The organism is Lactobacillus sp. ESL0260, from assembly GCF_003692935.1.
Lineage (GTDB): Bacteria > Bacillota > Bacilli > Lactobacillales > Lactobacillaceae > Lactobacillus > Lactobacillus melliventris.
Genome location: NZ_REHO01000011.1, coordinates 26,363 through 47,743 on the forward strand (window position 1 = coordinate 26,363; position 21,381 = coordinate 47,743).

The following is a 21,381-nucleotide window of genomic DNA, read 5'->3' on the forward strand; positions in this document are numbered from 1 at the left end:
TTATTTATCTTCCTTTTCATATGCATTAATAATCTTGGCAACAACCGGATGACGAACAACATCGTTAGCTGAAAACCAAATAAATTTTATTTCAGCAATATTTTTTAAAATTCTCTGGGCATCAATTAATCCACTACGTTGTTTTCCAGGAAGATCAACTTGAGTCATATCACCGTTAACAATCATTTTTGAATTGAAACCCAGTCTTGTTAAAAACATTTTCATTTGAGCATCAGTGGTATTTTGAGCTTCATCTAAAATCACAAAAGCATCGTCCAAAGTGCGTCCGCGCATATAAGCCAAAGGAGCTACTTCAATAACTCCCCGTTCCATTAAATGATCAGTAGTATTTGTTCCTAATATAGCATAAAGAGAGTCATAGATTGGCCTTAAGTAAGGATCAACTTTTTCTTTTAAATCACCAGGTAAAAAGCCTAATGACTCTCCTGCTTCAACAGCAGGCCTAGTTAATACAATTCTAGAAACTTCTCCTCTTTTAAAAGCAGCAATTGCACATACCACCGCTATAAATGTCTTACCAGTACCAGCAGGACCAATACCAAATACAACATCATTTTTTTCAATTGCTTCTACATACTTTTTCTGACCCATATTTTTAACTCTAATCGGTTTGCCTTTAGCATCCCGAATTAAAATCTTTTTGTATAAGTCAGGAAAATATTCCGTAGTACCTTTATCGGCCATTTTCATGGCACTCACAACATCAGCGGGACCAATGTTGATATTGGCATTAACTACATTATCCAAAGCCTGCAGAACAGCTGATACTTTCTTGATATTTTTATCTTCACCCTGAATGGCAATGCTATTACCAGTGTCAATTACACTAGTATTATAGCCAGTTGATAAAAGATTCAAATTACTATCATTAACTCCAACTAGTTTTTGGATATTTTCAGGATTTTTAGGAATAAAATTGGTTTGGGCCAAATAACTCTGCTCCTTTTCTTGCGTTTAACTTAACTGCTTACGCACCGCATTAGAAGCTGCTTTACCATCAGCTTTACCTTTTATTTTGGGCATCAAAGCTTTCATCACTTTGCCAAAATCGGACTTGCCCTTAGCTTCAGTTTCAGAAATTGCTTGGGAAACAGCCTGGTTGAGCTCTTCATCTGTCATTTGCTTGGGCAGATAATTTTCAACAATAGCTAATTCCTGTTTGGTTTCTCCTACTAAGTCGTCTCTATTAGCCTTAGTAAATTCTGCAATTGATTCTTCACGCTGCTTCTTTTCTCTGCTGAGAACTGTCAGTTCTTCATCAGCGGTTAAATCATGACCAGCTTTAATCTTTTCATTCATCAAAGCTGCTTTTATCATACGCACTGTGTTTAATTTTACTTTATCACGTGCTTTCATTGCGTCTTTCATATCTGACATTATTTGCTCAGACAAACTCAAATAAATTCCCTCTTTCTGTGTAAAGTCTAGGTAAATTATATCAAATTTGAAGCTTAGTTTAAATTAAATAATGCCTTAAACTTTTGATATTTGTAATGAAAAAAACGACTTCTATCTTTTGATAAAAGTCGTTTATAATTAATAATGTCTACGTTTACGAGCTGCTTCAGACTTGAGTTTCCTACGAACGCTAGGTTTTTCATAGAACTCGCGCTTACGGTATTCTTGTAGAGTACCGCTTCTAGAAACGGAACGTTTAAAACGACGAAGAGCATCATCAATAGACTCGTTTTCGTGAACGACTGTCTTGGCCATATGTGATCCCTCCTTCCATTTCTTGACGTTACCGTCATACATTTAACTAAATTATATCAAACATCAACAATCGGTCAATACAAACGTTCAATATTTTTTAGAAAAAAGTTAACCTGTTAATGACTTTTGTTAAATTGTATAATAAATTAAAAAAGGAGTAAATGATGGCTGAAGAGACACTAAAAAAAGAAGTTAACATTATAATTATTTCAGATTCTGCCGGAGATACAGCGTTTAATAATGCTGTAGCTGCCGCAGCACAATTTCCTGACGCACAAATCACTTACAGAAGATATCCTTTCATAATCAATAAGGAAAAATTAGAGGAGACTTTTGAAGAGATAATACAATACCCTAATTTGTTACTTATATACAGCTTGGTAAAAGATGAAATGCAAATACCAGTTATTCGTTTCGTCAGAGAACATCACATACAAAGTGTAGATATCTTATCACCTGCAATTGAGTCTATCCAAAAATTGACTGGTCTTAAACCTGAGCAAAAAATTGGTGCACAACACAAAATGAACCAAAAATACTTCGATCGGATTTCTGCAATGGAGTTTGCTGTAATGTACGATGATGGGAAGGATCCTAAAGGGTTTTTGGAAGCAGATGTTGTTCTGCTGGGAGTTTCAAGGACTTCAAAAACGCCTTTATCTTTATTTTTAGCAAACAAAAATTTGAAGGTAGCGAATTTACCGCTGGTGCCTGACACCCATATTCCTAAGGAAATATATCAAATTGATCCTAAAAAGATTATCGGTTTGACTAACGATTTATCCGTTTTAAATGAAATTAGGCGGGAAAGAATGATTTCTTATGGCTTGAGTCCTGATACATCTTACTCTAATACCGATGCGATTAAAAAGGAATTGGATTCTGCACAAAAGCTTTATGGTAAATTAGGCTGTTTTGTAATTAATGTTGCACACCGCTCAATTGAAGAAACAGCAGCTATTATTATGAATCATTTAGGAGTACAAAAGTAATATCTAGGGACATATTTTAAGCTGAAAAGGGCTTATTTAATAAAGCGCCGAGTTTAAGAATATCGAGGCTGATTAATTGCAGTAAGGTGGCTCAAAAAATAAAATAGAAGTAGGTAATAACAGCTTTTAGTTCATAGAAAGGGCCAAATTATGCAAGCAAACAATAAAAAACTAGATACTGCGATTTTCGCTGGTGGGTGCTTCTGGTGCATGGTTAAACCTTTTGATTCACTGCCTGGAATTAAGAAAGTGATTTCTGGATATACAGGAGGTCATGTCCCAAATCCTACTTATGAGCAAGTTTGCACTGGAACTACTGGTCATACAGAGGCAGTGGAAATAACTTTTGATCCTGAAATTATGTCGTATCAGAAATTATTGGACTACTATTGGCAAGTAACGGATCCTACAGATGCAAGCGGACAATTTCAGGATCGTGGAGATAACTATCGTCCAGTAATCTTTTATAATTCCCCTGCTCAAAAAGAAGCAGCTGAAAATTCAAAAGAAGCTTTACAAAATAGCGGCAAATTTGATGACCCCATTGTTACTCAAATTGAACCTGCTAAACCGTTTTATCCGGCAGAAGATTACCATCAGGATTTTTACAAAAAAAATCCTTTCCGGTACAATCTTGAAGAGTCTGGTGGCAGAGCAGATTTCATAAAAAAACATTGGCAGAATTAATCAAAGTTTTGCCCAAAAGTGCTTTAAATTTTACGTAGTTGTGTTAGTATACTTAAGAAAAATACTAGTTTTTATATTTAATATGAAAACTAGTATTTTATTATTTTATAAAAATTAATTAGAGTGCTTAATAAAAAGGATTTATTAACAATGGATCAACTTGACGCGTTCAATCGGCGGTATAACCTACTATCAAAAATTTCTGCATCTTTTTTTTATTCATTAGCGGTTGCCGTAGCTTTAAATTTCTTTTGGACACCCGGCCACATGTACTCTTCGGGGGTTACTGGTTTTGCACAATTGATTAACACTATGAGTGAGCGGTTTTTGCCCTTTACCTTGTCAACTTCAGTCCTCTACTTTGTTCTTAACTTGCCCCTACTTCTTTTAGCGTGGATAAAGATTGGCCATAAATTTACCTTCTTTACCATTATTACTGTCATTCTTGGTTCAATTATGATGAGAGTCATTCAACCAGTAAATATGCATATTGACCCCCTTGTCTGTGCTATTTTTGGTGGTATGATCAACGGACTAGGAACAGGTTTTGCTCTAAAGAATGGTATTTCAACTGGCGGACTGGATATCATTGGAATAGTGATTCAAAGGAAAACGGGTACTAGTTACGGTAAAATCAGTATTTTAATTAACCTGATTATTATTGCTGCTGCCGGTTTTGCTTTCGGCTGGACCCGTGCCCTTTATTCAGCTTTGACAATTTTCATCAATGGTCGCGTAATTGATGCTGTATACACCCAACATCAAAAATTACAGGTCACTATTGTTACAGAAAAGCCTAAAACAATCATTGATGGTATTCAGGAAAAAATGCACCGGGGCATCACTATCTTTCATGATGTTGAAGGTGCATACAGCCATAACGAGAAAAAAGTTCTCATTACAGTTATTGATAGATATGATATGTATGACGTTTTACATATTGTTAAAAAAAGCGATCCTTATGCTTTTATGAGTGTTACCGAAGTAGAACGAGTTTATGGCAGTTTTAAGGAACAAGAAATAGTTTAAGTAGTAAAAAGGCCTGATTTTGACATCAGGTCTTTTTACATATTTTTTATTATTTAAAAAGTTTACGGTATTCACCATATCCTCTTTGTTCCAATTGATCAAAAGGAATAAAGTCTAAAGCAGAGGAGTTAATGCAATATCTGAGCCCTCCTTTATCACTGGGTCCATCATCAAAGACATGTCCCAAATGTGAATCACCTTCTGGACTCTTAACTTCAGTTCTTTCCATATTGTGTGATTGATCACGGTGATAAACCAATTTCTTGATTGGCCGGGTAAAACTAGGCCACCCGCAACCCGCATCATATTTATCTTCGCTTGAAAACAAAGGCTCTCCTGAGACAATATCAACGTAGATTCCTTTTTGGTAAAAATCATCATATTTTCCTCTAAAAGGATAATCTGTTGCTGCTTCTTGAGTAACTTGAAATTGGTCTGGTGTTAGTTCTTTTAGCCTTTTGGCTTTTTGATCTTGATCCATTTATCTCACGCTCCTTAATTAACTATAACAAAATTTGGGATAACACACTAAACTAAAACTTTATAAAAAACACTTTTTCTTAATTTTATTTAGAAACATACTGGGTTATAATATGGTTTCAATAAAAAAAGGAAGGTTCTTTTTATGCCAACATTAGCAAAAAATTTATCAACAAAAATTAATTCGAAAATTAGTAGTATACCTAATCCAGCGATCAGATCCTTCAATCAAAAAATTTCCACAATACCTGGAATTATAAAATTGACTATTGGTGAACCTGACTTAAATACCCCAGAACACATAAAAAGAGCGGCAATTGAGGACATTAAAAATGATGACTCTCATTATGCTCCTGAAGCTGGAAAAGAAAAATACCTGGAAGCTGTTAGCAAATATCTAGCAAAAAGCTTAGGTGTTACATATGATCCCAAAAGTGAACTCTGTGCGACGGTTGGAGTTTCTGAAGGATTGAATATTGCCGCTATGACTTTACTCAATCCCGGTGAAAAAATAATCGTACCTACCCCCGTTTGGGGAGTCTATTTCGGAATCATAAAAATGGCTGGTGGAATTCCAGTTCAAGTAGATACTTCTAATGATCATTTTCTTTTAACTCCAGAAAAATTAACGGAAACTTTGGAAAATGAAGGAAAAGGCGCAAAGGCTGTTATTATCACTGATCCGTCTAACCCAACAGGCCGAGTTTATTCAAAGAAAAACTTGCAAGAATTAGCAGCTGTTATTACCAAATACGACAATTTCGCTGTCAGTGATGAAATCTATGCTGAATTAATTTATGGTCAAAAAAAGCATTATTCATTGACACAATTCATTCCTGAAAGAACTGTTTTATTATCGGGGCTTTCAAAAAGTGTTGCCATGACTGGCTGGCGTATAGGCTATATAGCTGGACCTGCTGAGTTAATGAAATCAATGATAAAGGTGAACTCATTTTTAATTTCCGCAGTGACTGACAATGTTCAAGCAGCCGCCACAGAGGCTTTGAATTATGGAGATCAGGACTATGTTGCCGCGCGAGAAAAATATCAAAAACGCATGCATCTGCTTCAGGATGGACTTGAGAAAAATGGCTACACTATGGCTACTCCTGAAGGGGCATTTTATATTTTTGCTAAAATTCCCAGTAAATTTGGCTGTGATGATGTGGCGTTTGCCAGTGATTTAGCTGAAAAAGCCAAGGTTGGCGTAACACCAGGCAGTTATTTCGGTGCTGGTGGTCAAGGATACGTACGCTTATCCTATGCTTCGTCTGAAGAAAACTTAAAAGAAGCTATTAAACGTATCAGTAGCTATACTGAAAGTAATTAAAAAGCTGATTTATTGAGTTACTATTCTGCGATAGGTTAAACTTTAATTGGTAAATGTTTTTATTTTTGAGAAAGGGTAACGATTATGCAAGTAACAATGAAAAGTGAGCCGCTGTCAACTAATGGAGAACCAATCAAAATTGGCGAGCAACTGCCAGATTTTAAGGTAAAAAGGTCAGATGGTTCATCTGCATCAACCACTGATTTGGTTAATAAGGTTACACTGATTAGTGTTGTACCTAATATCAATACTAGCGTCTGCAGTATTTCCACTAAACGCTTTAACAGCGAAGTGGATAATTTTGATGGTATTAATTTCTATACTGTTTCCACCAATACTCCAGAAGAACAGAAAAATTGGTGTGCTGCAGAGGGTGTATCAAAAATGGAGCTTTTGTCAGACGAGAGTTTTGACTTCGGCAAAAAAATGGGTTTGTTTATTGAAGCTACGAAATTTGATTCTAGAAGTATCTGGATTGTAGATGCAAATAGAAAAGTCTTGTACCAAGAACTTATTCATGAGTTAACCAATGAACCTAATTATGCCAAAGCACTTGCATTTTTACAGAATTTGCGGTAAATATGAATAAACAGAAGCGGTTAAGGAAAATTTCCTTAACCGCTTTTTTAGTTTAAAAAACTGGGTGATCTAGTACAATCCAATTAGCAAAAGTTTGGTCTGCTAAGTCAAACTTATCTGGCTTTAACAAAATCTCTTTTGCCTTTAATACCAGAGGTGAAGAATTTGCCAGATTGAGCTGTTCTAGAGGAACTGATACAGCTCCTAAAGAATCTTGCCCCGTAAACTGTTTAACTGTAGTTTGTAAATTACCACTAAACTTATTGATTTTATAAAAAACACAGATATGTTGATTAAAATGCCATTGTTCATAGTCCCAAGGATATCTAAATGAGGTAACACCAATTTGGTCATAGTCTTGCACAATTAATCCAGTTTCTTCCTTAACTTCTCGCTTAACCGTATGGTCTAATGGCTCCCCATCTTCCAAACTACCGCCCGGCAAGTCATACCGATTTATATAAGGCCCACCCTCTTTTTTGATAACAACTAAACTTTGTTGATCACCAATAATACCATAACACCCGAAAGCACGATGAAATTTATCCGTCATAAATTATCCTCCTAGTATAAAAATAATAACTGAATAATAATTCTCTCATTATTTAATACTCAAAGCAATTTTATTTAGAGCCTAGTTGCAGCTCTGGCCAGAGGAGCAATAGAATTATATATTTTATGATATAAGTGATAGTATTTTTGATAAAGGGCAGTATTATGTGGATCTGGCGCGATAATTTCATTATATTTTACAAATACATTGATGCAGCTATTCCAGTCTTTAAACCAACGGCACCCCATTGCTGCAATCATAGCGGCACCAATTCCAGGTCCCTGTTCATCCTTTAAAGCAACAATATTTTTATCGCATAATTTATCCTGATTTTTTTTATTATATAAGTCTGTGAAAGCGCTACATCATAAGAAAATGTCCTCAAGCAAAATTGAATGAGGACAAATAAAAAAGCACAAGAGCTGTGAAAATTTCTTCACAGCTTTTGTGCTCTAATTAAAAATATATTTAAATTTGCTAATCCCAAGTAGTATTTTGAGCGGCGTCTTTTTCAGCCTGTGCTCTTAAGTTAGCTTCAATCTTTGCAACATCATCATGATACTTATCTTCGACAACTATGCCCAAATCACTTAATTGCTGATCAGATACAGGTGCGGGAGCATGCATCATTGGTTCAGATGCATTAGCGTTTTTTGGAAATGCTAGAACATCACGAATATTGTCTTTTTCTGCAAGAAGCATTGCAAAACGGTCAAGTCCAATGGCAAGACCAGCATGAGGTGGAAATCCCATGTCCAAGGCTTCTAGCAAATAACCAAATTGTTCATAGGCACGCTTTTTAGTAAAACCGAGAGCCTTAAACATTTTTTCCTGAATTGACCGTTTGTGAATACGAATGGAGCCCCCACCAAGCTCGTCACCATTCATAACTATATCGTAGCTACGCGCATGAGCCTTATGTGGTTCAGTATCAAGAAGCTTGATGCCTTCGTCATCCGGCATTGTAAATGGATGATGTGCAGCAATCCATCTACCGAAGCCTTCATCGTATTCAAATAATGGCCAGTCCACTACCCAAATAAAATCAAATACGTGCTTAGGTATAATATCAGTTTCTTTTGCAAATTCACGACGCAAGTGATCAAGTGAATCGCAGCAAACTTTCCATTTATCAGCAATAAATACTACTAATTCCCCACCTTTTAAATTAAACTCTTTAATTAATGCGGATTTATTCTCGGCAGTTAAAAAGCGTGAAACTGGTCCAGAAAATTCTCCATCTTCAAATTTAACCCAAGCCAGACCCTTTGCATGATAGCGCTTAATATAGTCTTGCTTTTTCTCAATTTGTTTACGAGAATATTTTTGTGCGCCGCCTCTAACTGCAATTCCTTTGACAAAACCACCATTAGCAATAGCACTAGAAAACACTTTAAAATCACTATCTTTAAACACAGAGCTTAAATCGTGAATCAGCATGCCAAAACGAATATCAGGCTTGTCAGTGCCATACTTATTCATTGAATCAGTCCAAGAAATGCGTGCAATAGGTGTTTTTAAATCAATCCCCATTACATCTTTCATAATTTTCTTTAATAGGCCTTCGGTATAGTCCTGCACCTGTTGCTCATCAGTAAAAGACGTTTCCATATCAATTTGCGTAAACTCAGGCTGTCTATCACCGCGCAAATCTTCATCTCTAAAACATCTTGCCAATTGATAATATTTATCAAAGCCTGCACCCATCAATAATTGCTTGAAAAGTTGAGGAGATTGCGGTAATGCATAAAAACTACCCGGATAAATCCTGGAAGGAACTAAATAGTCTCGCGCTCCCTCGGGAGAAGATTTTCCTAATATTGGTGTTTCAATATCGATAAAGCCGTTTTGATCAAAAAATTCGTGCGTGGCTTGCAATATTTTTGAACGCAAAATAATCGCGTTTTGCAGGCTTGGTCTGCGTAAATCCAAATAGCGATATTTTAATCTGGTTTGTTCAGCAACTTCAACATCATCTTTTATTTCAAAAGGTGGGTTCTTTGCTTTATTCAAAATAATAATTTCTTTAGCGTCAATTTCAACTTCACCAGTTTTCATATCTGGGTTAATACTGGAGCGTTTGACTACTTTTCCTTTAACTTGAATAACGAATTCATTTCCCAGTGCGTCAGCGGTAGTCATCAAGTCTTGACCTGAATCATGATTAACAACTACCTGAACTATACCCTCTCGATCGCGCAAATCAATAAATACCAAGTTACCAAGGTTTCGCACGCGCTGAACCCAGCCATATAAGTTTACTTCTTGGTTAAGATATTGGGGGGTAATATTGCCACAATAATCAGTTCTTTTTTCTACTTGCTTCATTTTTATTCCTTTAATTGTTTCATTATTGTATTCATATTTTCAAGATCATCAAAACTGAACTTGAAAGTTTGCCCATCAGAAAGGCGCTTAACATTTAAAACTCCGTCGGATAATTCTTTAGCTCCAAGAGTAATAACAAATTTTGCATTTGCCCTGTCAGCCTTTTTAAATTGCGCCTTTAATTTCTTTTGGTCAACATCATATTGCGCCTTTAGTCCGTTTTTACGCAACAAACGAGCAATTTCAACAGTTTTTATTTGTGTTTCTTGACCGATATTAGTAATGAAGAAATCAATGCCCTGATCCGCAAACAATGCTGGGTTTTGTTTTTGTAATACCAGCATTAACCGTTCTTCTCCGATACCAAAACCAACAGCAGGTGTAACTGGTCCGTCAAATTCCTTAACTAAGTTATCATAACGACCACCACCTAAAATGGTTGAGGCAGATTCCCAAATACTTTTATCTTCGACCATAAATTCAAAAATGACGCCAGTATAATAATCAAGTCCGCGAACTAAATCATTATCTATCACATAACTAATGTCCAATTGGTCCAGCATTTCCAAAATCTGATCAAAATTAGCCTTTGATTCCTCATCTAAATAGTCAATTATTCGGGGGGCGCCAGGTAAAAATTGCTTATCCTGGTCATCTTTGGAATCTAAAATACGTAAAGGGTTTTTTTCTAACCGCCTTTTTGAGTCATCTGAAAGCTGATCTTTAAAAGGTGTAAAGTAATTGACTAAAGCATCATGGTAATCCTGACGAACCTTGGCGTTTCCTAAGGTATTAATATGCAATTCATAATTTTTGACACCCAGTTTGGCTAATAAATCATGTGCTAAAACAATTGTTTCTACATCAGCTAAAGGATTATCCGAGCCAAAACTTTCTATACCAATTTGATGGAACTCACGCTGGCGGCCTGCCTGAGGCCTTTCATACCGAAACGTGGACTCGATATAGTAGACATTTAAAGGCTTAACCACTTCAGGAGCATAAAGTTTATCTTCTACATAAGCTCTAACTACTCCAGCTGTTCCCTCGGGACGTAAAGCAATATGCCTGCCGCCTTTATCATTAAAGTCATACATTTCTTTTTCAACGACATCCGATGTCTCACCACTTGAACGAGCAAAAACGCTATAATTTTCAAAACTCGGTGTCCGAATTTCCCGGTAATTTGCTTGTTTAAAAAAATCACGCAATATTTGTTCTACTTTTTCCCATGAACCAGATTCGTCTGGCAAAATATCAACTGTCCCTTTAGGTCTTTGAACTCTCATTTAATCATCCTTTTAATAAAAAAACGTCCTTGAATAAATCAAGGGCGCTCTGAATTAGCACGGTACCACCTTTTACCTGCTGCGAATAACGCTCGCGATGCGCTTATTATCTGGTAAAGGGGTCACAGTTAGTTTATTTTCCGTCTTCTCAGCAAAACAGACGGTCTCTGAAATTAAAAACTATACTTCAGTCTTTGTCATTGATAATTCTTTTTTAGCTTATAGTTTTCCAGGCAAAAAGTCAACCTGTAGTGCAGTTAAGCCTAATTTTTACAAGTCCAACACAATAGTAAAAGGACCATCATTTTGTAAATCAACCTGCATATCTGCACCAAATTCTCCGGTTTCAACAGTTAAGCCCTGCTTTTTGAGCTCTTCATTAAAATGCTCCCATAATTCCGCGGATTTTGGTGGTTTCATAGCTTTGATAAAACTTGGTCGATTACCTTTTTTAGTGTCAGCTAATAAAGTAAATTGACTCACGCTTAAGATTTGTCCGCCAACATCTTTAATTGCCAAATTGGTTTTGCCATTTTCATCTTCAAAAATTCGCATTTTGGCTATCTTATTAGCGGCCTTTTTAATCTGCTCTACTCCATCGCCTTCTTTTAAGCCAACCAGCAATAACAAGCCTTTATTAATTTGGCCAACCGTATTGCCTGCAATTTTGACACTGGCATTATTTACTCTTTGGACGACAATTCGCATTAATTATCAGCCCTCCTTGTTTGGTAAACATCAGGAATATCTCTTAATTTTGATAAAATTCCGTCTAATTGTGCAGAATTATTAACTGCAACTGTCGCATAAATATGAGCAATGTTATCTTCATTTACTTTACCTGAAATATTATTAATATTTGGTGTCAGTGTATTTAATTTGGTAATGACGTCAGTAAGCAGCTTTCCGCGATTGTAACCAAAAACTTCAATATTGGCATTAAATGCTTGAGCACTGTTTTCTTCAACATTTTCCCATTGAACTTCAATCAATCTGCCCTGGCTATCATCGTTATTAACGATATTACGGCAATCTGTTCTATGAATAGTCACCCCGCGGCCCTTAGTAACGTAACCAACAATTTCATCTCCCGGGACGGGATTACAACACTTAGCTAAATGAAGCATCAAGTCACTAATTCCTTGAATCATGACACCATTTTTATGCTTGATTTTCATTGCTTTAGAATCTTTTTTAGTGGTTGTAGTTTCCGAGACAGATTTTTGCCCAGAGTTAAGAATTTCTTCTTCTAGCTGCTTTTGTTTCTTTTTCTCGTTTTCATGGCGTATATCAGCTGTCAGCCTATTAACTACACCAATAGCGGAAAGATCACCAAAGCCGATTGAGGCATACATCTCATCAGCAGTATGATAATTAATTTGTTCCAAAAGTGGCTCGATATGATCTTTAGACATGAATTCTTTTGGTGAAAGTCCCTGATCACGCAATTTATCAGCAACCATTTGCTGACCCTGCTCGATGCTGTGGTCCCGGTCAAGGTTTCTAAAATACCGCCTAATTTTATTGCGAGCACGAGAAGTCTTAACCAAATCAACCCAATCACGAGATGGCGTCGCATTTGATTGTGTCATAATTTCAATGACATCGCCGTTTTTCAGCTTATAGTCTAAAGGTACCAATTTACCGTTAACTTTAGCTCCAACAGCATGACTGCCAACCTGAGTATGAATTTCATAAGCAAAGTCCAAGGTTACTGACCCTTTTGGCAGTTCATAAACTTCACCTTTGGGAGTAAAAACATAAACGCGATCAGAAAAGATTTCACTCTTAACGCTTTTCATAAATTCATCAGCATCCTGAGTTTCGTCTTTTAATTCTAAAATTTCGCGCACCATATCCAATTTTTCATTTGAACTGGTCTGTTCTACACCCTTAAAATTACCTCTTTTATAAGCCCAGTGGGCGGCAACACCATATTCGGCAATTTCATGCATTTGTTCAGTTCTAATTTGTATCTCAAGTGGGCGGCCGCCAGGACCAATAATAGTCGTATGAAGAGACTGGTAGCCATTTACTTTGGGAACAGCAATGTAGTCTTTGAAACGGCCAGGCATTGGCTTCCATTTCGTATGAACAGCTCCTAGCACTGCGTAACAGTCCTTAACTGTTTTAACGATAACCCGTACAGCTAACAAATCATAGATTTCATTAAAATCCTTATGTTTGTTAACCATCTTTTTATAAATAGAATAGATGTGCTTGGGTCTGCCATATATTTCATATTTAATTCCTAAACTGTCCAAGCTTTCCTTAAGCGTCTTGATAGCATCTTGAATATATTTTTCTCTTTGACTACGCTTGAGACTCATTAAATTAACAATGCGATAATAAGCTTTAGGATTCAAATAATGAAAACTCATATCTTCAAGTTCCCATTTAACTGTTCCAATACCCAGACGATCTGCTAAAGGTGCATAAATATCCATTGTTTCAGAAGCAATTCTGCGTTGTTTATCGGGACGCAGATGCTCTAAAGTATGCATATTATGAAGTCTATCAGCCAGTTTAACCATAATTACCCGGATATCTTTAGCCATTGCTATTAGCATTTTCCTGTGGTTTTCAGCTAAAAATTCCTGGTGTGATTTATACTGGTATTTATTTAGTTTAGTAACACCATCAACAATAAAGGCAACATCTTTGCCAAATTTTTCTTTTATATCATCATTTGTAACTGGCGTATCTTCTACAGTGTCATGCAAAAAGCCTGCAGCGACAGTGTCAGGGTCAAGACTCAAATTAGCAAGTGTACCGGCAACCTGAGTAGGATGAACAATATAGGGTTGTCCTGAAGCTCTTTTTTGTTCTTTATGCGCGTTTGCAGCAAATTCATAAGCTTTTTCGACAAATGCAATTTGATCATCATTCATATATTTTTTACAGGTATCTATCACCTGCTCATGTGTCATTTCAATGTACTTTGACATATAAATCGACCCTTCTAATACTATGCATAAATTTGATTATCCATTACGCCAAAAATTTCTAAAATGAGGTAGATTAACCCAAACAGAAAGTTGTAATTGGCATATTTAATTAAAACGATTAAACAAAAACACCCAGGCATTAATAACAGCCAATAATGTTTGAGATTACGTTTTTTAATTAGTTTACCAACATGGTAACTGATAAAGCTGTTAGCTAATATAAATAATAAACTTACACGCCAAATAGTCCCTATTGAAAAAAGACTAAATAATAACGGCAGGATCATGACTAAAACGCTCCAGCAAATTACTGGTGTCACCTCATAACTATTTATCTTTTTAATTACAGGTATATTTTTTATTTTGTCAATCAACTTGTTAGTCCTTACTAATTTAATTATCTATTATAACTCATTTTAGTTATCTTTTCTTTCAATAATTAATCCTATCCAGCGGCCACTTTGCATTGATAGGACAACCTTGAAGCCATTTTCGGTTAATGCTTTTTTTATTTTTGCTAACTGCGAGCAATCTATTCCTGAAAAAATGACCTGTCCGCCCTCATTGAGATGATTATTTAACTGCGGAATCAAATCAAGGAGTATTTCAGCTAAAATATTAGCAACTATAATATCATATTTACCCTGAACATTATCTAACAAGCTGGTTTTTTTAAGTTTAATATTTGTTAAATCGTTCAAAGAAATATTTTCACGAGCAGCAGTAATTGCTTCGTCTGAAATATCAGTTGCCAGAACAGAACCGGCTCCCAAAAAAGAAGAAGCAATAGCTAAAATTCCTGAACCGGTGCCAACATCACAAACTTTTTTGGGTCTTATAAGCGTTTGTTCAAGTCCAATCAGGGCTAGCTGCGTTGTTTCATGAGAGCCGGTGCCAAAAGCCAAACCAGGATCTAATTTTATCACCCTTTGATCTTGAAAAACCGGCTGATATTCTTCCCATTCAGGTACTATTGCCAAGTGGCGAGAAAAATCAATTGGATTATAAAACTTTTGCCAAACAGTATTCCAGTCCTCATCTTTAATGTAGGATGCACTTATTTCTGCTTTGCCTATTTTTAAACCATAGCTTTTTAATTCAGATAACTTTTGCTTGTATTCATCAATTAATTTCTCCTTATCTTGATCACTATCAAAATAAGCTAAAAATTGTAAATCTTCAGGTAAATCATTTATTTCATCAAGCTTAATCATTGTTGAGTCAGATTTCCAGCCAGCATGTTCAAAGTCAGACCTCTTTCGGGCCTCAGTGCCTAAACAATGCAAGACATCATTACTAAATATGTTTAAGGCATCTTCAACTTCGTGACTAGTTTCAATTTTAATAATCAGTAATTTCATTATTTTCTAAACTTCCTTTTTATTTTCCCTTTTTGTAATGCTATCATGAAAAGGGTGATCAATATGTCAAAAAAGAAAAATAACATTGAAAAAACACTTGTCGAAAAAATTTTAGACAAGAATAAGATTCCATATCGTCAAGTAGAATTCGCCACCCACGAGGATTCAGGTGGCGTAGCACAAATGGATACATCCATTTTAAACGAGAAGGAACATTTGGTCTATAAAACTCTCGTTTGTTCTGGAAATAATACTAAAGTTCTGGTAGGGGTTGTACCAGTAACAGAACATTTAAGCATGAAAAAATTAGCGCAAAATTCCGGAAACAAAAAATGTGAAATGCTGCCTTTAAAAGATTTGGAAAAAACTACAGGCTATGCTCACGGTGCTAACACGCCTATTGGTATTTATTTCAAACACCATTTTCCCATTTTTCTTGATAAAAGCATGTCAAACGAAAGCGAGATAGCAGTTTCAAGTGGTAAAATTGGCCGCAGCGTTTTTTTAAAACCGCAAGATTTGCAAAAAATTACACATGCGAAGTTTTGCGATTTATTGGAGTAAGAACAAATAAATATATTTGTCTTAATTTCTGAAAAATATTTTATTTTAAAAAGTTATTTAGGTTATAGTATTAAAGCGCTTTTTCTAATATAATTAAAAGAAATGTAGAGTATGAAGAATAGGAATAACCAAATGACATTGTTAACAGATGAGCAAATTGCAAATATTGCACATGACTATTTTTTAAGTAAGTTAAATATTGCTGAAATTTCTAAGAAATACAATCTTTCTCGTTATCTTATTGCAAAAGCAATAGACGAAGCGGAAGACAAGGGTATTGTAAAAATTAGTATTTATCAAAGTCCCAAAAGAGCGCAAAATCTTGAACGGGAGTTTCAAAAACTTTTCGATCTGAAGGAAGTTTATATCTTAGAAGATAAAGAAACTAAAAATCAAGACAATGAAATGATTGTCAATTTTGCCGCCAAACAAATTCAAAACTATATTAATTCTGCTCACGTCGTGGGATTAACTTGGGGGACACTTTTAAGAGACATTATTGATGATTTTTCAGCCGAAACTCGCGCTGACCTGACATTTATTCAACTATTAGGTCAAGTGGTAAATTCTAGTAAACGCAAGCAGCCGCTTATTCAACATGCTGCTGACAAATTTAATGCAAAAAGTTTAACCTTCCCCGCACCTCTTTATGCAATTGATCCGAGACTCGTCAAAAAAATTCAGCAAGAACCTTATTATCAATATATTGAAAAATATTTTTCACAACTTGATCTGGTATTTGCAAGTATTGGTACCATGCAATCACTGGAATCAGGGCAATTTTTTATGGATTATTATGCTGATAAACTGTTTACTGGAATTGAAAAAAATCAGTTAGCAGGAATTATTTTTGGCAGACCTTATGATATTAAAGGTCGTTTTTATAGTCCAATTGAGCCTCATATATCTGGCATCAGTCTTTCCGACATTTTTGCAGTTCCTGATCGGTTTGTAATTGTTAAAAACCGGTTTAAGGAAGATGCACTTTTGGGGGCTCTTAGATCTGGCATAATAACGCATTTAATTACCACTTCGGGTATAGCTGAAAGAGTTTTACGCAAAAATGAGGCACTTTAATTTGCGGATTTTTTACAGAACTCTTCATTATATAAGCTTGTAATATAATTTTGCAGATCTGCCACTGAATGTGTTCTTGAGCGAGCGCATTCTTTAGCGGGTTTTGAACATAAAAAGCATTTGCGAACAGGCAAGTCCAGATCTTTGCGGGATATTGCCTGTTTTTGCTTTTTAATTAATACATCGGCATCAAATAGCCGATTAATTTTTTGTTTATTTTCAAATTCAACTGCCCTTTTTTTAACTAAACGATAATCAGCATTAACGAGATAGAAGTTTTCTGAACCTGCTGCTCTCTCCCAATGTTCATACAAAGTAAAAGGTAACTGGCTATTTTGCAAAATTTCTGCTAAATTTAGAATACCTGAAGCAAAAATTTCTTTTAAATAGCGATTGTTTTTAATAGGGCCGGGAATGTTTAATTTAACATCCAGCAGCGTACATTGAGGAAACTTGTGAAATATTGTTTGTTGCAACTCTACCCTTTCATCTTTATTTGCTAATACCTCTGTAATACTCTGTGGTTCTCCTTCAGCAAATATTGTTTTTACCATTTTATCATCTTCTTTCTCTTTTTATATTATAACTAAAAAGTGTGAGAACAAGTCTTACCCTCATTCTCACACTTTAGCAAAATAATTAGTTAATCTTTTACTTGCTTAATTGTATCAATAATAGTACCATCCCGATACTGAATTAAAGCAACAACACGATCAGTATATTCTAGTGGCTTTGGTGTTCCAACCTGTTTTTGTGCCATTTCTTGCAGTTCTTTGATATCAACAATATTGAGTTCAGGAACCTTAGCAAAGGCAGCTATTAAGTCTTTACGGCGAGGATTAATTGCAATTCCTCTTTCAGTCACTAAAACATCAATTGAATCTCCTGGTGTAACGACTGTTTCAACCTCTGGGACTACTGTAGCGTTGCGTCCACGTACTAACGGAGCGGTGATAATAGTCATTTTTGCTGCAGCAGCATCCTGGTGACCACCAATAGCGCCACGAATAACGCCATCGGAACCTGTCATTACGTTAACGTTAAAATTGGTATCGATTTGCAAAGCTGAGAGAATGGCCACATCTAAGTTATTTACTACGGCACCCTTATTATGAGGATCAGCATACCAGGAGGCATCAATTTCCTGTTGGTCTTTATTCTGAGCCATTGAAGCTGCAGCACCCTTGTCAAAGTCCTGAACATCCATAATTTTCTTGACCAGGCCTTCTTCAAGGAGATCAGTCGTAGGCTTTGTTATACCGCCTAGTGCAAATGATGCCTTAATCCCATCCTTTAACATAGATTCTCTTAAGTATCTGGTCACTGCCAATGCAGCACCACCTGATCCAGTTTGGAAAGAAAATCCTTGTTTATAATATGGTGAATTTGTTATCACCTTATTAACAGTTTGTGCAATTTTCAGTTCTTTAGGATCTTTGGTAAAACGAGTCGCTCCTGAACCAATCTTATCAGCATCACCAATTTGATCAACCTTCACAACATAATCGACTTGAGTTTGTTTAATTGAGGCAGGCGTATTTGGATAATCAACTATATTGTCAGTCAGCAAAACTACTTTATCAGCATATTGTGCATCAATCAAAGCATAGCCCAGAGATCCAAAAACTGCATCCCCTTCTTGACCATTGGCATTACCAGCTGGGTCAGCATTTGGAACACCTAAAAATGCCACGTCAATTTTGATTTCTCCTTCTTCAATAGAACGAGCTCTATTGCCATGAGAACGGAAAATCACTGGGTTTTTCAAACCACCATGGGAAACAAAATCTCCCAAGCTGCCTCTCATTCCTGATGAAGTAATATTTGTGATAACACCCTTTTTTATTGCTTCAATCACCGTGTCATTCATAACACCGGTTAAGGAAGATGGAGCTAATGTTAAGTTTTGATAACCCATTTTAATAATTAGATTCATTACTTTATTAAAAGCAAAATCACCATTTCTAAAATGATGGTGGAAAGAAATAGTCATACCATCTTTTAAAGTTTTCTTAATAACATCTGCTAAAGAATCAACCACTTTTGATTCTCCCGTAGTAACTTGCACCTTAGGGGCCACTCTTTTCACTTCAGGGTTACCTATTTCCACAGATGCAAATGGTTTAAGATTCATTTTTGTCATCAAATCATCAGGCAAATTGCGTTTTACTTTATTCTCCAATGTAATTACCCTCCTTATCAATTAAATTCGATGCTTTAGCTGTTGCAATAACACGGTTAGCCTTCTCAACAACCGGTTTGTCGACCATTTTACCGTTCATTGAGATAACGCCTGAGCCTTTTGCCTTTGCTTCTTGGATAGCATTTTGGACAGAAAGAGCATTTTCAATTTCTTCCTTGGTAGGGTTAAATACCTTGTTAACCATAGGTATTTGTCTTGGATTAACTAAAGACTTACCATCATAACCTAGTTCATAGATATATTTGGTTTCGCGGTAAAATCCTTCTGTATCATTCATATTAGAAAACACAGTATCGAAAGCATAAACATCGGCTGCTCTAGCAGCTTGCAATACCATGTTGCGGGCAAATTCTAACTCACGTCCATCCGGATAACGGTGTGTGTGCATATCAGCAGTATAGTCTTCACCAGAAACGGCTAAGCCCATCATTAATGGTGTAGCTGTTGCAATTTCAGGAGCATTAAGAACTCCTTTTGCACTCTCAATCGCTGCCATAACACCAATTGAGCCCTTTTGCACTCCATATCGTTCTTCAGCATCTTCCATATCCGCTACTAATTTTTTAATCATAGCGGCCGATTCAGTTTTAGGCAGGCGAATAACATCTACTCCAGCGCGCACCATTGCCTTTACGTCTTCGTCATAAAAAGGAGTGTCTTGACCGTTAATTCTAACGACTATTTCAGCGCCACCAAAATCAACTGTTTTAATAGCATTAAATACTAACATTCTGGCTGCGTCTTTTTCAGTTAACGAAACTGCATCTTCTAAATCCAGCATAATAGAGTCAGCTCCATAAATGCCAGCGTCTTTAACCATTGCAGGATTATTACCTGGTACAAACATCATTGTTCGACGCAAACGATTTTTAACATAAGTCATTTATTGCAATACCTCCAATCTCGGCTGATCAGTAGTTTCAGTTGCTCTTTGTGCAGCTGCTAATGTTCTTGCAGCAATTACGCAATCAAGAGCTCCTTTGTCTGTAGCCTTAACTTTTGCGTTAGTAATACCAAATTTTTTTAGGGTTTCAGTTATTACCTTTTTGATCTGATCACCGTATGATTTAGCTACCTCTGAATCCAGATCAACTTCAATTCCATTTTGACCAGCAGAAATCATTATCTGAATATCTGAAGATTCTAATGTTCCTGCTACTCCAACAGTTTTAATTTCCATCAATGTTCATTCCTTTCTTTATTCTTTCTTGTAAAATTTGATAATTTTCATTTATAAAATTCATTGTAGTTGGTGGAACTAGAGTGGAAATATCTTTCAAATCACTATTTTTGATCAATTGGCGCACACTAGTTGCCGTAATTATTTTCTCGTTATCACGAAAGCGTTGCACAATTTTAACCTCAATAGTGGGACTAAGTATTTTTTGTAAACTTTGATTATAGAAATTAGTTGTCCTTGAAAATGGCTCAGTACCCAGATATCGTTTCTTAATTGTCAATTCGGGTGCAATAATATTTTTAAAAATTAAAGCGTCAATCGCCGTTTGTGTTGTAATTAGTTCATCAGGTGACTTTAAAAAATAAGCTGGAAATGTCGAGCGTGAAACTTGGTAATCTCCACCACTGACTACCACCACGTTTTTAAAGTTGGCAGTTCCTTTTTTTACTAAATCCATTCTTTCAGCTGTTTTAAATAAAGAAGCATCCGTAGCCACTACAAAAACATACACCAAATCATTTTCACTACTTGCTAGTTTTACTAACTTTTGGTGGCCCAAAGTAAATGGATTAGCATTCATTACAATTGCCGCAACATCTTTTTGATTTTGGTTTTTAATTCTAGGCATCTTGGCTAAAAAGTCTTGAATACTTGGTGTTCCACTTTCTAAAAAAGCCGCAGTATCAGTATGAGCCAACTCATTAAAGCCCAAATGGCCGAAACTAGACGAATATTTTGCCTTGGTGAATACGAATGAATGATAAATTTTCTGACCAAAAAGGTATTCTTGCAGAGCCGACACTATTTGATTAAAGCGTGCCCCGGGAACAGCTTCATCATTTGACACTGCTATGTATTTAAGAACTTTGCCCGCAATACTACCAGTGCCAACCAAATGGCCATCTTCATCTATTAAACCAATAGTATGATCAAGAACGTCAACTTCGCGGGAACTGAAATCTGTAATTCCTTGATTAATTAAGAAATTTTCCCATCTTGTTTTTGTGTCTGGAAAATTTAAATTGAGCTCTATTGTTTTATCCATTT

General features: G+C 35.9%; 23 protein-coding genes. 7 read left to right on the forward strand and 16 right to left on the reverse strand.

Features of this window, described 5'->3' with window-relative positions; genetic code table 11:
• From F5ESL0260_RS04950 to rpsU, 3 genes are all read right to left on the reverse strand, one after another.
• Entirely contained in the window at positions 1-951 is a 951-nt protein-coding gene (locus F5ESL0260_RS04950) for a PhoH family protein (protein WP_110446122.1), read from the reverse strand.
• A 24-nt stretch (positions 952-975) separates the two neighbouring features.
• The gene (locus tag F5ESL0260_RS04955; RefSeq protein ID WP_046324880.1) at positions 976-1,419 is read right to left on the reverse strand and encodes a GatB/YqeY domain-containing protein; all 444 of its coding nucleotides are present in this window, start codon (positions 1,417-1,419) and stop codon (positions 976-978) included.
• Positions 1,420-1,557: 138 nt separating this feature from the next.
• A complete protein-coding gene (gene rpsU / locus F5ESL0260_RS04960; protein WP_009560161.1) occupies positions 1,558-1,734 on the reverse strand; it encodes a 30S ribosomal protein S21 in 177 nt (58 codons plus the stop codon).
• Positions 1,735-1,898: 164 nt separating this feature from the next.
• Between rpsU and F5ESL0260_RS04965 the strand changes: the two genes are divergently transcribed.
• The 3 genes from F5ESL0260_RS04965 to F5ESL0260_RS04975 all read left to right on the forward strand — a co-directional run bounded on the left by F5ESL0260_RS04965 (position 1,899) and on the right by F5ESL0260_RS04975 (position 4,442).
• Complete coding sequence (locus F5ESL0260_RS04965) at positions 1,899-2,726, forward strand: pyruvate, water dikinase regulatory protein (protein WP_122026102.1); 828 nt, start codon at positions 1,899-1,901, stop codon at positions 2,724-2,726.
• Positions 2,727-2,876: 150 nt separating this feature from the next.
• Complete coding sequence (msrA, locus tag F5ESL0260_RS04970) at positions 2,877-3,413, forward strand: peptide-methionine (S)-S-oxide reductase MsrA (RefSeq protein WP_122026103.1); 537 nt, start codon at positions 2,877-2,879, stop codon at positions 3,411-3,413.
• Between the two features lie 150 nt (positions 3,414-3,563).
• Complete coding sequence (locus tag F5ESL0260_RS04975; RefSeq protein WP_046324883.1) at positions 3,564-4,442, forward strand: YitT family protein; 879 nt, start codon at positions 3,564-3,566, stop codon at positions 4,440-4,442.
• Between the two features lie 49 nt (positions 4,443-4,491).
• Here the strand turns inward: F5ESL0260_RS04975 and msrB are convergent, their stop codons facing one another.
• The gene (gene msrB, locus F5ESL0260_RS04980) at positions 4,492-4,923 is read right to left on the reverse strand and encodes a peptide-methionine (R)-S-oxide reductase MsrB (protein ID WP_046324884.1); all 432 of its coding nucleotides are present in this window, start codon (positions 4,921-4,923) and stop codon (positions 4,492-4,494) included.
• A 144-nt stretch (positions 4,924-5,067) separates the two neighbouring features.
• On the opposite strand from msrB, the gene F5ESL0260_RS04985 reads away from it, so the two are divergent.
• A complete protein-coding gene (locus tag F5ESL0260_RS04985; RefSeq protein WP_122026104.1) occupies positions 5,068-6,252 on the forward strand; it encodes an aminotransferase class I/II-fold pyridoxal phosphate-dependent enzyme in 1,185 nt (394 codons plus the stop codon).
• 84 nt (positions 6,253-6,336) lie between these two features.
• The gene (tpx, locus tag F5ESL0260_RS04990; RefSeq protein WP_122026105.1) at positions 6,337-6,831 is read left to right on the forward strand and encodes a thiol peroxidase; all 495 of its coding nucleotides are present in this window, start codon (positions 6,337-6,339) and stop codon (positions 6,829-6,831) included.
• A gap of 52 nt (positions 6,832-6,883) precedes the next feature.
• On the opposite strand, the gene F5ESL0260_RS04995 is transcribed toward tpx, so the two are convergent.
• From F5ESL0260_RS04995 to prmA, 7 genes are all read right to left on the reverse strand, one after another.
• The gene (locus F5ESL0260_RS04995; RefSeq protein WP_122026106.1) at positions 6,884-7,384 is read right to left on the reverse strand and encodes an NUDIX hydrolase; all 501 of its coding nucleotides are present in this window, start codon (positions 7,382-7,384) and stop codon (positions 6,884-6,886) included.
• Between the two features lie 477 nt (positions 7,385-7,861).
• Positions 7,862-9,712: an aspartate--tRNA ligase gene (gene aspS / locus F5ESL0260_RS05005; RefSeq protein WP_122026108.1), complete on the reverse strand. Its 1,851-nt coding sequence runs from the start codon at positions 9,710-9,712 to the stop codon at positions 7,862-7,864.
• Positions 9,713-9,714: 2 nt separating this feature from the next.
• Complete coding sequence (gene hisS / locus F5ESL0260_RS05010) at positions 9,715-11,001, reverse strand: histidine--tRNA ligase (protein WP_122026109.1); 1,287 nt, start codon at positions 10,999-11,001, stop codon at positions 9,715-9,717.
• Between the two features lie 270 nt (positions 11,002-11,271).
• Entirely contained in the window at positions 11,272-11,709 is a 438-nt protein-coding gene (gene dtd, locus F5ESL0260_RS05015; protein ID WP_122026110.1) for a D-aminoacyl-tRNA deacylase, read from the reverse strand.
• Positions 11,709-13,949 carry a bifunctional (p)ppGpp synthetase/guanosine-3',5'-bis(diphosphate) 3'-pyrophosphohydrolase gene (locus F5ESL0260_RS05020; protein ID WP_110446137.1) on the reverse strand — a complete coding sequence of 747 codons (2,241 nt, stop codon included), beginning with the start codon at positions 13,947-13,949 and terminating at the stop codon, positions 11,709-11,711. The genes dtd and F5ESL0260_RS05020 overlap by 1 nt, the downstream gene beginning before the upstream one ends.
• Positions 13,950-13,969: 20 nt before the next feature.
• The gene (locus F5ESL0260_RS05025) at positions 13,970-14,323 is read right to left on the reverse strand and encodes a hypothetical protein (protein ID WP_233557716.1); all 354 of its coding nucleotides are present in this window, start codon (positions 14,321-14,323) and stop codon (positions 13,970-13,972) included.
• 42 nt (positions 14,324-14,365) lie between these two features.
• Positions 14,366-15,310, reverse strand: a complete 945-nt coding sequence (gene prmA / locus F5ESL0260_RS05030) for a 50S ribosomal protein L11 methyltransferase (RefSeq protein ID WP_122026112.1) — start codon at positions 15,308-15,310, stop codon at positions 14,366-14,368.
• 63 nt (positions 15,311-15,373) lie between these two features.
• On the opposite strand from prmA, the gene ybaK reads away from it, so the two are divergent.
• Together ybaK and F5ESL0260_RS05040 are read left to right on the forward strand one after the other, a co-directional pair.
• Positions 15,374-15,874, forward strand: a complete 501-nt coding sequence (gene ybaK, locus F5ESL0260_RS05035; RefSeq protein WP_122026113.1) for a Cys-tRNA(Pro) deacylase — start codon at positions 15,374-15,376, stop codon at positions 15,872-15,874.
• A gap of 132 nt (positions 15,875-16,006) precedes the next feature.
• Positions 16,007-16,951: a sugar-binding transcriptional regulator gene (locus F5ESL0260_RS05040; RefSeq protein WP_046324900.1), complete on the forward strand. Its 945-nt coding sequence runs from the start codon at positions 16,007-16,009 to the stop codon at positions 16,949-16,951.
• Here F5ESL0260_RS05040 and citX read toward each other — a convergent pair.
• The 5 genes from citX to citC all read right to left on the reverse strand — a co-directional run bounded on the left by citX (position 16,948) and on the right by citC (position 21,379).
• Positions 16,948-17,505 (reverse strand): citrate lyase holo-[acyl-carrier protein] synthase, encoded by a 558-nt coding sequence (citX, locus tag F5ESL0260_RS05045; RefSeq protein ID WP_122026114.1) that lies wholly within the window; start codon positions 17,503-17,505, stop codon positions 16,948-16,950. The two genes, F5ESL0260_RS05040 and citX, sit on opposite strands and share 4 nt — an antisense overlap.
• A gap of 89 nt (positions 17,506-17,594) precedes the next feature.
• On the reverse strand, positions 17,595-19,133 hold the full coding sequence (citF, locus tag F5ESL0260_RS05050) for a citrate lyase subunit alpha (protein WP_122026115.1): 1,539 nt from the start codon (positions 19,131-19,133) through the stop codon (positions 17,595-17,597).
• Positions 19,123-20,037 (reverse strand): aldolase/citrate lyase family protein, encoded by a 915-nt coding sequence (locus F5ESL0260_RS05055; protein ID WP_122026116.1) that lies wholly within the window; start codon positions 20,035-20,037, stop codon positions 19,123-19,125. The genes citF and F5ESL0260_RS05055 overlap by 11 nt, the downstream gene beginning before the upstream one ends.
• Positions 20,038-20,334: a citrate lyase acyl carrier protein gene (gene citD, locus F5ESL0260_RS05060; RefSeq protein WP_122026117.1), complete on the reverse strand. Its 297-nt coding sequence runs from the start codon at positions 20,332-20,334 to the stop codon at positions 20,038-20,040.
• On the reverse strand, positions 20,324-21,379 hold the full coding sequence (citC, locus tag F5ESL0260_RS05065) for a [citrate (pro-3S)-lyase] ligase (RefSeq protein WP_122026118.1): 1,056 nt from the start codon (positions 21,377-21,379) through the stop codon (positions 20,324-20,326). The genes citD and citC overlap by 11 nt, the downstream gene beginning before the upstream one ends.
• Positions 21,380-21,381: the final 2 nt, after the last annotated feature.